This window comes from Bacillus aerius, assembly GCF_029894105.1.
Lineage (GTDB): Bacteria > Bacillota > Bacilli > Bacillales > Bacillaceae > Bacillus > Bacillus altitudinis.
Map to the genome: position 1 here is coordinate 672,796 of NZ_JARYHO010000001.1, position 12,803 is coordinate 685,598.

Annotated in this window: 13 protein-coding genes; 8 read left to right on the forward strand and 5 right to left on the reverse strand. The window is 36.5% G+C overall.

The window, feature by feature from the left end; genetic code table 11:
• Positions 1 to 79: 79 nt before the first annotated feature.
• Together M2353_RS20230 and M2353_RS03445 are read right to left on the reverse strand one after the other, a co-directional pair.
• Complete coding sequence (locus M2353_RS20230; protein ID WP_425332865.1) at positions 80 to 310, reverse strand: integrase domain-containing protein; 231 nt, start codon at positions 308 to 310, stop codon at positions 80 to 82.
• A gap of 10 nt (positions 311 to 320) precedes the next feature.
• The gene (locus M2353_RS03445) at positions 321 to 776 is read right to left on the reverse strand and encodes a site-specific integrase (protein ID WP_186316948.1); all 456 of its coding nucleotides are present in this window, start codon (positions 774 to 776) and stop codon (positions 321 to 323) included.
• Between the two features lie 899 nt (positions 777 to 1,675).
• Here M2353_RS03445 and M2353_RS03450 point away from each other — a divergent pair.
• The 5 genes from M2353_RS03450 (at position 1,676) to M2353_RS03470 (ending at position 8,405) form a co-directional block, all read left to right on the forward strand.
• The gene (locus tag M2353_RS03450) at positions 1,676 to 3,394 is read left to right on the forward strand and encodes an ATP-dependent nuclease (protein WP_284725984.1); all 1,719 of its coding nucleotides are present in this window, start codon (positions 1,676 to 1,678) and stop codon (positions 3,392 to 3,394) included.
• Entirely contained in the window at positions 3,391 to 5,136 is a 1,746-nt protein-coding gene (locus M2353_RS03455; RefSeq protein WP_284724951.1) for a UvrD-helicase domain-containing protein, read from the forward strand. The genes M2353_RS03450 and M2353_RS03455 overlap by 4 nt, the downstream gene beginning before the upstream one ends.
• A gap of 101 nt (positions 5,137 to 5,237) precedes the next feature.
• Positions 5,238 to 6,119 (forward strand): hypothetical protein, encoded by an 882-nt coding sequence (locus M2353_RS03460; RefSeq protein WP_284724952.1) that lies wholly within the window; start codon positions 5,238 to 5,240, stop codon positions 6,117 to 6,119.
• A gap of 350 nt (positions 6,120 to 6,469) precedes the next feature.
• Positions 6,470 to 7,444, forward strand: a complete 975-nt coding sequence (locus M2353_RS03465) for a tRNA dihydrouridine synthase (protein ID WP_284724953.1) — start codon at positions 6,470 to 6,472, stop codon at positions 7,442 to 7,444.
• 106 nt (positions 7,445 to 7,550) lie between these two features.
• Positions 7,551 to 8,405: an SMI1/KNR4 family protein gene (locus tag M2353_RS03470; protein WP_284724954.1), complete on the forward strand. Its 855-nt coding sequence runs from the start codon at positions 7,551 to 7,553 to the stop codon at positions 8,403 to 8,405.
• A gap of 53 nt (positions 8,406 to 8,458) precedes the next feature.
• Here M2353_RS03470 and M2353_RS03475 read toward each other — a convergent pair whose 3' ends face one another.
• A complete protein-coding gene (locus tag M2353_RS03475) occupies positions 8,459 to 8,830 on the reverse strand; it encodes a hypothetical protein (RefSeq protein ID WP_024718616.1) in 372 nt (123 codons plus the stop codon).
• 181 nt (positions 8,831 to 9,011) lie between these two features.
• Between M2353_RS03475 and M2353_RS03480 the strand changes: the two genes are divergently transcribed.
• Together M2353_RS03480 and M2353_RS03485 are read left to right on the forward strand one after the other, a co-directional pair.
• Positions 9,012 to 9,449, forward strand: coding sequence for an Rrf2 family transcriptional regulator (locus M2353_RS03480; RefSeq protein ID WP_024718615.1), 438 nt, complete (start codon positions 9,012 to 9,014; stop codon positions 9,447 to 9,449).
• A gap of 64 nt (positions 9,450 to 9,513) precedes the next feature.
• A complete protein-coding gene (locus M2353_RS03485; RefSeq protein WP_024718614.1) occupies positions 9,514 to 10,428 on the forward strand; it encodes an NAD(P)/FAD-dependent oxidoreductase in 915 nt (304 codons plus the stop codon).
• A 10-nt stretch (positions 10,429 to 10,438) separates the two neighbouring features.
• Here the strand turns inward: M2353_RS03485 and M2353_RS03490 are convergent, their stop codons facing one another.
• Positions 10,439 to 10,639: a hypothetical protein gene (locus M2353_RS03490; RefSeq protein ID WP_024718613.1), complete on the reverse strand. Its 201-nt coding sequence runs from the start codon at positions 10,637 to 10,639 to the stop codon at positions 10,439 to 10,441.
• A 113-nt stretch (positions 10,640 to 10,752) separates the two neighbouring features.
• Between M2353_RS03490 and M2353_RS03495 the strand changes: the two genes are divergently transcribed.
• Entirely contained in the window at positions 10,753 to 11,400 is a 648-nt protein-coding gene (locus M2353_RS03495) for a DUF3885 domain-containing protein (RefSeq protein ID WP_284724955.1), read from the forward strand.
• A 34-nt stretch (positions 11,401 to 11,434) separates the two neighbouring features.
• On the opposite strand, the gene M2353_RS03500 is transcribed toward M2353_RS03495, so the two are convergent.
• Positions 11,435 to 12,763, reverse strand: coding sequence for a 6-phospho-beta-glucosidase (locus tag M2353_RS03500; RefSeq protein ID WP_056408143.1), 1,329 nt, complete (start codon positions 12,761 to 12,763; stop codon positions 11,435 to 11,437).
• Positions 12,764 to 12,803 lie beyond the last annotated feature (40 nt).

Sequence of the window (12,803 nt, forward strand, 5' to 3'; positions counted from 1 at the left end):
GATAATAGAGGTATTTGAAATTGTTATTCACTTAATTCCATAATCGGGCGCAATTCTTGTAAAAGGAATTGAGTCCTTTTTAGTGAGCATTTTTAAAGTGGTATTGCATACTTAACTCGATTGGCTGAACAGGTACATCACGAACTAATCCACCTTTACCTTTTACCGTTAGATAACCGGTTCTTAAAGCCTTTTCTGCAGCGGCTCGCTCAATTTTAACTGCTTCATGTACTCGTAATCCTAACTCACGAGCCAGTTGAATAATAATAGCTAGCTTCGGGTTATTGGATTTAGAAGCAAGCGAAACCAAAGTCTGATATTCAAATTCTGTTGCCCGGCGATTTACTCCACCAAACCGTCCTTTCTAGTTCAAATTCTGGATACTTTTCTTTTAATTTTTGATTGCTACTGATTCGATAGCGTGAATTTGGAATCTGATCGTGAAAATATCGAATTGCAGCTAAATCGTTTTTAATTGTCGAAGCTGATTTACCTTCATCTTGTCGTTCAATCACATATTGAACGATATGTTTATCATGAATATTCACTAACGTCTTTAAGTTAAAATAGTCAGCAAGAAATAAACAAAATAAGTGCATATGGTGATAATATTGCGGCATTGATTTATGCACACTTATACCTTTGCTATGCCTTGCTAATTTATTCAATTGCGTCATTAAATTGATATATGCTCCTTTGTTGCTTAATTCAATATCATTATTTGCGTATTCTCGGACTTCATCATCTGATTTAATCCACCCTCGTTTGTACTGCATTTGCAACATTCCTTTCTAAAAATGAAAAACAAAAAAAGACAGACTTCGCCTACTACGAAAAAGTCTGATCTTTATAAAATTTAAATACAGTTCCCTTCAGAAAAGCTAAAAAAAGGGGTTTCTGCGTACAGTTAAATTGACTGTCTATATTGAGTAAAAGAAAGACTTTAAATGTGTTGGGTTCTTTGGTTGCACACTACAAGCTCATCACTTGTCACCATTTTGGTGGGTGCTGCTCACTTGTACCTGTATTCCGCAGGCTTCATCTCAAACCCAAGATGAAAAGTGAGTTTTTTGTCCGTAGACAATTCACAAAACAAAGTTAATACATACCTGCTAGGGCAGTCGCATAAGCACTTGACGATTTTTTCTTATCGCCCAGAAGATTAGCTTCTTACATTTTTAGATGTGTTACCATCGTTTTTTATCTCCAAGCTAAGATTGAGATAGAGGATTTGTAACTAATGCGTAGCAACAGCTATTTGCACTAGACCACCACGGAGTTAGGCATCGGCACGATCTGTGGATGGATTTCCAATCTATATGAACCGCTAATTACTAAGCTGAATAAATAGTAGCGGACTATTTTATTCAGTAAATCGAAATTAGTATATAAACCAATAAAATGGATTGTTAGAATTTGTTCGGGGATTTTTAGTGAAGAAATCTGGCAACCCTATGCCTCGATTTCCCCCATGAAAGATGGATTGTTAAATTTTAAAGATAGCGATTTTTTGTAAATGAAGTGGTTCCAAAAGAACCTTAGGAATTGTTAAACAAAACATAAAAGTAAATAAAAAAGTAGTTATATTTATAGATTAACACCAACTTTTTCTTATTCGAATAAGTGAGGAAGGGGTCAATGGCTAACTAAGTTAGAAGAGCCATACGAAGCAAAAATACATTATGAATTTTGTCTGCCTTTTAAATACCATGAAGATTATAGAAGAATGTTATCTTCCGCAAAAGCCCTAACTGAAGCATGGGAAATTATCGATAGAAACTTTTTACGTTTATATACATACAAAATTTTTGGTGGTAATTTAGAAAATCAAATTACAGTAGATGGCGAGTATTTAAAGAAGTTCGACTTTCAGTTTTTAGATGCCATTAGGGATGTTGAAAGGGACATGTTTAGTGGTAAAAATACGCTATTAAAAAACGTCTTCGATTTCTTTATGGACTTTGATATTAAATCTAATGAGAGATTAGATGATGGTGATAAAGAACGACAAATTAAAGATAAAAAAATGGAGTTTGAAAATCAAGCGAAGACTCTAATGGACTCATTGAATATTAGGATGTTGGAAGGGAAGAAACAGATTTTATCCTATTCAAAAGATATAGGTGCTTCTTTCGATAATGCAGAGCCAAATTTTGCAGGTAGCATCACAGATATTGAACTTTATTCAGCACTTAAATTAATTGTAGAGTATCAAACGGGAATTCAATTGCCTATAACACATAATGGGCTTGGCTATAATAATTTGATTTTCATGTCTTTATTATTAGCAAAAATGCAAGTTAATGCGAGCGAAACTTATTTAGGAAGTAATGCAAAAGTCTTTCCGATGCTTGTAATAGAAGAACCAGAAGCGCATTTACATCCATCAATGCAAAGGCAGCTACTTAATTTTTTAAAGCAAAATTTAAAAGATAAAAAGGTACGTCAATTATTCGTAACAACCCATTCAACTCATATAACGGGAGCATTAGGTTTAGACGAACTAATTTGTCTATATAAAGTCGATAATGAAACACATGTTAGTTATCCAGGAAAAGTTTTTGGAACCAATGAAGAAAGTAAAAAGTATGTACAAAGATTTTTAGACGCGACTAAATCGAATATGCTTTTTGCAGAAAAACTTATTTTAGTAGAAGGTCTTGCAGAACAATTGCTAATGTCCATTTTTGCTGAATATGCAGGGAAATCTTTAGAGGATAACCATGTTGCTGTAATAAATGTAGGTGGGAAATACTTCAATCATTTCTTATATTTATTTAATACGAGTAATTCAACTGCAATTAATAGGAAAGTTGTTTGTATTACTGATAGGGATCCAGAAAGAAAAGACAATACGGCCGATAAGCCTTCCTATAAAAAATGTTATCCTTTTGAATTGGAAATTGATAATAGCAAATATGAATATAGATTCAATAATCATGGTGAAGACTATTCTTCGAACATCGAGTTCTTTTTACAAAACGAAGTTTTTGGGAAAACTTTGGAGTATGATTTAATTCGCTACAATCCAACATTTGAAGGTTTAATAACAAATTCTATGTCAAATATAAAAGAAATAAAAGACCTGATGAAATTATTTGAGGAAGGTAAGGATTTAGGTAAACTATGTGATCGATTAAGTAAATCTGAAGAAAATACTAGAATAGTTGAGGCGCTTAAACATACTAACCTTACATGGGACGAATCAGATAAAAAAATAGCATTAATAGCTGCTAGATATTTAAATTCTGTTGGTAAAGGTGTAAATGCTTTAGAATTAGCCTACGTTTTGCAAGAAAATTTAGCTAAACGAGATACTGACACGGAAAATTATGTAGAGTTTATTGTACCTGAATATATAAAAGACGCTATAGAATGGGTGTGTGAAAAATGATTACTATTTCATCTAGCGATCATATTCATTTGGAACAACATTTTAAAGTTATAGCAGGACCAGGGGCAGGTAAAACACACTGGTTAGTTAACCATATAAAAAACACTGTCAAAAGTTCTTTACGGTTAGAAAAAAGCCGTAAAATAGCCTGTATTACATATACAAATATCGGTGTTGAAACGATTATGAAAAGGCTTGGTACAAGTATAACTAATAGAGTAGAAGTATCAACTATTCATAGTTTTTTGTATAAGCATATTATAAAGCCATACTTACCTTATATTGCTGAAGAATTTGATGTAAATGTTTTAAAGGTTAATGGTCACGATAGCTTTAGTCCTCGATATTCAATTGTTAAAAAGTGGTTGGAAAATCACCGTCGTGTAAATGACTTAGTTCATCCGAATTCATATAAGCAATTACTATATGATAAAAAGTTAGATTCCTTGTTGGTTTGGCTTGGAAACTTACAATATAAGTATGACGCAGAAGGAAACTTAAAGTTAGTAGGTAATCAAGAAAAAGCAGGTTCAATAAGTAAGGTAACAGAAATTTTAGAAGACGATTTAATTAGTTATAAAAAAATATTTTGGGCAACCGGTAAAATTGATCATGATGATGTTTTGTTCTTTAGCTATATATTAATAACAAGACATCCATTTATATTAAAAGTGTTAAGGGCAAAATTTCCGTACTTTTTCTTAGATGAAGTTCAGGATACAAATCCTATTCAAACTAAAATCATAAAGTTGATAGCAGAAGAAGAAACAATCGTTGGTGTTATTGGTGATCCTGCGCAGTCTATTTATGCTTTCCAAGGTGCAAATATAGAAGAGTTTATTAACTTTCGATTAGAAAACATGACAGAATATCAAATCCTTGAAAATAGGCGTAGTTCAAATCAAATTATTGATTTATTAAACCGGGTTAGAAAGGACATTGTCCAAGATAAATATAAAAACGTTGATAAACATGTACCGATTTTATTTATTGGGGATACTATAGATGCTTATAAAAAAATAAAGAATTTGTGCGGAGAGGATAAAGTCATCCATACGCTTTCAAGAGATAATCCTACCGCGAATGCACTGAAGTCACAGGTTACTTTAAATGGTGTAGATTCAAAACTATTAACTAAATTTAAGGAAGCTGATAGTAACCCAGATAGACAGAAAATAATACTAAACTTAATAGAGTCAGTTGAGTTTGCACGACTGGGTGATTACAAAAATGCATTAGAGAAAATGAATTCATTGTTCAGAGATTATTCAGAAAAAGAACAAGTAAATAACTCTATAAAATTACTCCAAGAGTTATTAAGTAAGTATAGTAGTTTTAATGAAAAGCCTTTGATGGATTTTTATAGTGTTGTAAAGCCATATTTCACATCAATGGCTGGATTTAGAAATGGTGCTGCGCGAGATTTTTATAATGCAAGTTTATATAAGCATCTTGCGATATGTATAAGTTTTAAAGAAGACACTAGTCATCACCGTACTATTCATAAAGCAAAAGGTGATGAATTTGAAAATGTTTTGTTAGTACCTAATTCTTTAGATTTTCTTATTAATCCTAATTTGGAAAATGACGAAGAACATAGGATTTACTATGTTGGATTGAGTAGAGCGATCAATCGACTATTCATTGTAATTCCTAAAGCGTTAAAGAAACACCAGAAGTTCATAGAAGAGCAATATAATATTAAAGTAGAGGACTTAACGAAAGTTCCACAACCTATTTAAATTTTATACTAGGCTGCTGCAATCAATCGGATTAACAAGAATGCGGAGAATATATCATACGCTATGGATTGTATTTTCATAACATTAGGAGGTTAATATATTTGAAATGTGAAAAGTGTTTGAAGTATATCTATTCCTATTTAAATAATCTTAGGGAAAATAATAATCAAAATGATTTATTATCTCTTTGCAAATTGCTTACACATAGTGAGATAAAAGAACCAAGTGCAAATTATAAAGGTAACGATTTCAATCAAATGCCATCGTTGTACGGATCCCCATATTGGGATGCAGATAATACTAATATTATGTTGGCGATATATTGTGTATTATTTGAAAATATTAAACAAAATAACGAGTGTTTCAAAGATGATAATTTAAGGTTTTATGAATATCCTTGGCCAGGGAGAGTTGGAGAAACTTTAAATTCATTTGGGACAATGTTTGGTAGTAAGAATGCACAAAATAGATTAGCAAATTTGCTTGTTTCTTTAGATGAGAAAAAAAAGAAACATTTAGCCAAACAGATTGAACTCTTTCGAAGTAAATATCATACACCTGGTAACTTTATGCCATTCCCAGGGTCATTAAATTATCCAACATCAAAGTATAATACCAAAGGTTGGAATTATCTGGGTGACTTTTTTGGGGTTAAATTAAAGATTATAAAAGAAAACTGGGAAAAACTAATCGAACAAAAAAGTGAAATAGTTCTATTGAATTTAAATAGTGAATTTTTCAAGAAGTTTAAGAATGGATTTGATGAATTCCAAATATATTTTTATCTAGAAAAGTACGAAGAATTAAATTTTAATTTATGTGATCATAGTGGGAATAACAAAATTCCAAATCCTTTTGATTATGAGGGTTGCATAAAATATATATCGAACGCAACTAAAATAATTGATTATCGTTCGGAAAAAATGGCAAAAAAATTGTACAATATCATTTCTAAAACTATAGAAGTTGATATTGATTTGTAATTAGGTGATTCTACTACATCTCTTTATTTAAATTGTCCACCTTCAACACTCACCACATGTTGAATGCGTTGCTAGTCTTGTGATTCAACAGTCATAATGTATTGAAGCATCCCGATTTCGTGATATAACACCGATATCGGGATATTTTTATTTTGGCTGCCCTTCACTTGAATACAAAACGGTAATTATAGGTCGAAAATTAATTTTTACCCCCTATTTGGTTTTGAAATATCCTTTTTTGCAATTTTGCCTAGTTCATATTAAAGTATATAATGATAAAAATTGCTGAAAGAATTTACAGAAGGACATGCCCCATAAGGCGCTATGTCGTGAGAGGAATTGGATGAAAGATGAGTAAAAATTTCTGGCGTGATTTACCACGGCCATTTTTTATATTAGCACCAATGGAAGAAGTGACAGATGTTGTGTTTCGTCATGTTGTGAGTGAGGCGGCGAGACCTGATGTGTTTTTTACAGAGTTTACGAACAGTGAGAGCTACTGCCACCCTGATGGCATTCAAAGTGTGAAAGGCCGTTTAACGTTTACAGAGGATGAGCAGCCGATTGTTGCTCATATTTGGGGAGATAAGCCTGAGAACTTTAGACAAATGAGTATTGGAATGGCGGAGTTAGGATTTCAGGGGCTTGATATTAATATGGGCTGTCCTGTCCCAAATGTCACGCAAAACGGGAAGGGTAGTGGATTGATTCTTCGTCCAGACGTTGCGGCAGAGCTGATTCAAGCGGCAAAAGCAGGGGGATTACCTGTTAGTGTGAAAACAAGACTAGGGTTTACAGAGGTCGATGAATGGCGTGGTTGGCTCAGACACATTTTGGAGCAAGACATTGTGAATTTATCGATTCATCTTCGTACTAGAAAGGAAATGAGCCAGGTAGATGCGCACTGGGAGCTTATTCCTGAGATAAAAAAACTGCGTGATGAAGTAGCACCTGATACGCTTTTGACGATCAATGGTGATATTCCTGATCGTCAAACGGGCTTAAAGCTCGCTGAGCAATATGGAATAGACGGAGTGATGATTGGGCGCGGAATTTTCCATAACCCATTTGCCTTTGAAAAAGAGCCGAAAGAGCATACGAGTGACGAACTGTTAGGTCTTTTAAGATTACATCTTGATCTTCATGATCAATATTCTTCATTAGGTTTGCGTCCATTTAAGGCACTTCATCGTTTCTTTAAGATTTATGTGAAAGGGTTCAGAGGAGCGAGCTTCCTAAGAAACCAATTAATGAACACATCATCAACAGATGAAGTGCGTGCAATACTAGATGAATTTGAAGCGAGAAATCAGGAACAATCATGATCAACAAGAGGAGGGGGAACCCTTCTCTTTTTTTATGAATAGGACTATTAAGCTAGTTCTCTCAAATGGTAAAATGAGATAGAAATAACAATTGGAGGTATTTTATTTGAAACCATTTTGGGACACAGACAGAGAAAGTGAAGAGACTTTTAAGAAAATCAATGAAAAAGGCATTGCAAAAGCAGAAAAGAAACTAGGCGTCACCTTGCCTGATACATATAAGAAGCTTATCCTCGAACAAAATGGCGGTTATACCTTGCATAATGCTTTTCCAACAGACCAGCCGAATGGATGGGCAGAGGATCATGTGTCATTTGATCACTTAAGAGGAATTGCCAAAGGCGAAGGTATTATGGACAGTGATTATTTAATAGAAGAATGGGAATTGCCTGAGGGGCTTGTACTGATTTGTGGGGATGGTCACACGTGGATCGCTTTGGATTATAGAGAAACAAAGGAACATCCGCCGATTCATTACTTTGATCTAGAATATGAGACGGATTTCAAATTAGCGGATTCGTTTGATGAACTAATTGCAGGGCATTATACCGCAGAAGATAGCGAAGAAGATGGGATGTCAGATGAAGAGTGGCAGGCTGAATATGAAAAGCAGAATCCGCCATTATCAAAAGAAGAAGTGAAAGATATCTTTTTAACCAAAGACCCTGAACAGCTTTCAAAAATCTCGAATTTCCAAGTGGAACAAATTGATGATATCAAGTGGATTTTTTCTGAAGTAGAAACATATATGGAAACCCTTCAGGACGAAGAAATGTTAACGACTGTTGGCTGGGCAATCAATACGATCTTTATAATGAATGACGAAATGATTAAGCAGCATGTTGATGTTGTCGAGCATGCACGTCGTTTTGCGAAGCGTTTGAATCAATCAGAAATAGATGAAATGCCCCACATTGCCTTTAATATATCAATCGCATTGGAATTTGATTTAGAGGAATAAGATCTATCAATTTTAAAATAGACCCCCTCACCAAAAGGGGGTCACCAATTCCTTTACTCTGCACTCTCCTCAACCTCACGGCTATCTTCTGTTTCACCAATATAAATAGGGCCGTTTGCATGGTCGATTCGGATTGGCCATTCGTATGGGACTTGCAGGCGTCGTGCGATGGCTCTCCAAAATTTTGCAGAATCAAATTCTAGTTCTTGAAAGTCTTTAAGCAATTCTTTATAAGAAGATCCATCAAATTGAATGTACGAGTCTTGCAGACGCATAAAGGCGTAATGTCTCACTTCTAATGCTGCCGCAGCTTCCATTTCTTCTTCTGTTGCTTCGCCAATGATTGTTCCTGCGGGTGGAAGCATGTCGTATACGTTAAATTCCTCTTCTTCTTCGTGTGCTGCATTGTGCTGTTGATCTGACATTTTTTTCACTCCTTCTAGTCTTCATCAAGCTTTTATTCGTGCTTACTTCTATTATCGGAAGGAAATGCGAAATGTGGAATGAAAAAAGAAGCAGATCCACAATACTTGCTTTTTCTTCTTGAATCCTCTATGATCAATTACAGATATAAAAGGTCTACAATAGATAGAAAGGAATGTTTCTATGAAATATTCTAAAGCGACCAACTATGCGCTGCATACGATGGTATTTTTAACCCTTGCACCAAAGGGGAAAGCAATAGGCGTTGAGCCTCTCGCCAAGATGCAAGATCTTTCACCTACCTATTTATCTAAAATTTTAACAAAGCTTGTGAAGGCGGGATTGATTGAATCAACACCTGGCGCAAAAGGTGGTTACACCATTCTGAAAAAGAAGGAGGACATTTCGTTTCTAGACGTTATTCAGGCGGTAGAAGGACAAACCCATTTATTTCGTTGTTCCTTAGCACATGATTCTTTCATGCCTCACGATGGCTGTTTGATTGAACAAGTCATGCAGGATGTTGAAACGAAAATGCAGGAAACGTTAAGTCAAAAGCGATTAGTTGATATTGCAAGCCAAATAGAGCAGACAGAAAAAAATCCATTTTTCAACATGTGATTTTTTTGAACTAATTATAGATATTAAGAGTCTTTAAAGTCTTGAATGAAAAGGAGCGGTTTATATGATATTAGATTGTGCCATTATTGGAGGCGGGCCAGCCGGATTAAATGCAGCTCTTGTTGTGGGGCGGGGCAGAAAACAGGTCATGATATTCGATGACGAGATGCCAAGAAATCGAGTGACTCATGAATCACATGGATTTATTACAAACGATGGAATGACACCGTTTGAGATCAGACAAGCGGGAGAAGCGGATCTTCAAAACTACCCCAATATCCAAATCAAACGAAGCAGAGTTGTGGAGATACAAAATCATGAGGATAACTTCGCGTTACTGACACAAGAAGGAGAAAGATTCGAAGCGAAAAAAATCATTTTGGCCACAGGACTTCAGGACATATTACCAAAGATCAACGGGATTCATGAAGTGTATGGAAAGACGTTGTTTAGCTGTCCTTTCTGCGATGGCTGGGAGCTGAAGGACAAGCCACTTGCCCTGATTGCAGAGAACCAGCGCGCTTTGCATATGGCGAAACTTCTTTCCAATTGGACAAACGATTTGATTGTATTTACAAATGGACAGCAAGTGTTAGCTGAAGAGGAGAAAGCACTGTTATCAACACATTCTATTCAAGTTATTGATGTGCCAATTGTAGCGATCCATCATGACAATGGTCAGCTACGCTCTCTTCAGCTTGTAAATGGAGAGATAGTGATAAGAGAAGGCGGATTTGTCGCAAGTGATTTCAAGCAGTCAACCCCTTTTGCTGAAAAACTAGGCTGTCAAATGACGAAAAATGGGGGCATTGAAACAGATATTCTTGGGCGTACAACCGTCAGCGGTATTTTTGCATGTGGTGATAATTTAGGCGGACCTGCTCAGCTTGTTCTTGCAGCAGCAGCTGGAAGTCAGGCAGGAATGGGCGTCATTCATGAACTTGTGCAGGAAGAGTTTCAACAAAAAACATCTCTGTAAAAAGAGATGTTCAGCGATGAGCGATTTTCCGTTTTACTAAGACGTGAGCAGTCCATTCAAAAAGTGCGTAGATGACAAAGAAGATTAGGATCCAGCTACTGACATCGACCCATACATTGTTGATATGAATGATGTTCGCCTGATCAAGTCCAGCCTGTATCCACATCGTGATCAATGCGGTGAGGAACACCTGTAAAAACCATTTTTTCAATTGGTCACACCTCCCTCTCTTTCTATCATATAAGAAATGACAGTTTATTTCCAATTGAATTTCCATCAGTTTCAACGGTAAAATAAGAAATAAAACCAATGGAAGGACATGAGATGAGCGATCAAACCAATCGTTTTTTAAAAAGTCATTTTCCTGATCTTGTCCTCACGCCGTCTCTTTTTTATAGGTGGCCTTTTGGTCTTCGCTTTGAAGTGGCAGATTGGTCATTAGGAGAAGAATCGGTTGTATTAGAAAAAGCAGGCGATCGGGCTTTAAAAATTATCAGATATGCTTTTGATCCAGAAGACGATATTCTACTTGTCACGGATGTCTATACGCAGCATGAACATGAATTAACGAAGCAAAAGCTCCTAGTTTATCAGAAATATGCATACCGACAAGTGCGTCACCGATTGCGTCACGAGCGTTTGACCTATATACAACCAAAACAAGAAGAAACAATGAAAAGAGAGAGATTTACACTCAAGTGTCAGTTGCAAGATATTCGATTGCGCCCGCTATTACAAGCCATATGCCAAGAGGATTTCTACAAACCGAATCAAATCTTGAAAGGAAAGCTTGGTTATGACATTTATCTCATCAATCTCTCAAAACAGATGATTTTCCACTTATATGATGATCGAGGCTGCGATCTTATTGCGGCAGATCCAGAACATCTGCGTCCAGTTTATGAAGGTTTACAGCACTGGCTCTTAGACTATGACCGTGCTCAGATGGATCAGTTGTTTGCCGGGAAATAAGAAAAACCGCACTTTTCACAAGTGCGGTTCTGTTTTATGCTTCTACTTTATTGAAAAACTGTGGCAGATATTCTTTGTGTGCTTCTAGCATTTCATCTAGGATGCTTTTTGCAATGGCATCTGATGGGACGAGCGGATTGATGGTCATGGCGACAAGTGCTGTGTTGTAGTCGCCTGTCACGGCTGCTTCAGCGGCTACACGTTCAAAGGATTTAATTTGAGAAATAAGTCCTTTGACAGCGACCGGCATTTCACCAACAGCAATTGGTTTTGGGCCGTCTTTTGTGATGACACAGTTCAGTTCAACGGCAGAATCATTTGGAATGTCACTGATGGCGCCATTGTTGATTGTGTTTACAGGCTGAATGTCATGCTTGTCGTTATAAATGGATGCGATCAAGTTACATGCTGCATCACTGTAGTAAGCACCGCCTCGTTTTTCAAGTTGTGGCGGCTTAATATCAAGATCAGGATCTTTGTAAAGCTCGAACAGGTCATTTTCTAGTGCACGGACGACTTCTGCACGAGTTCCTTCATTCTCTGCTGCTTTCTTTTCTTCAGCCAACATATCACTTGTTTTGTAATAGTAGCGGTGGTACGGACAAGGGATTACGCCAAGCCCTTTTAAGAAATCTGCATCCCACGGAATGGCGTGAATGTTGTTCATCGACATCGTAGAGTTTGGATCTGCCATGTCTTCGATCACTTGATCCATGATGCTTTTGCCATCTAAGAACACGTTCAGTCCAAATACCATATGGTTTAATCCAGCAAAGCTGACTTCGACTCTGCTTGCGTCGACATCAAGTCCTTTGGCGATGCCCATGCGAATGCCGATTGGTACGTTACATAGTCCAACGACTTTGCGATGGTTTGAATAGCGAAGTACGGCTTCTGTGACCATACCAGCTGGATTTGTGAAATTCACAAGCCAAGCATCCGGGCATAATTCTTCAATATCTTTCACAATCTCAAGAATGACAGGGATGGTGCGCAGACCCTTGAATAGACCGCCTGGACCGTTTGTTTCTTGACCAATGACATCATATTTTAAAGGAATGCGTTCATCCTTCATACGTGCTTCCAGTAATCCGACGCGGAATTGTGTTGTGACGAAATCAGCGTCTACCAGTGCTTTCCGGCGATCTAAAGTTAAATGAACCTCGATTGGAAGCCCTGCTTTTTTCACCATGCGTTTTGCAAGATTTCCGACGATCTCAAGCTTTTCTTTACCTGCTTCGATATCGACGAGCCAAAGTTCGCTAATTGGAAATTCCTCGTACCGTTTAATGAATCCTTCGACAAGTTCTGGTGTATAGCTTGATCCTCCGCCGATTGTGACAACCTTTAATCCTTTTGCCATGTTCTGCACCTCCGAATAATGTAACGCACAATGTTATAAT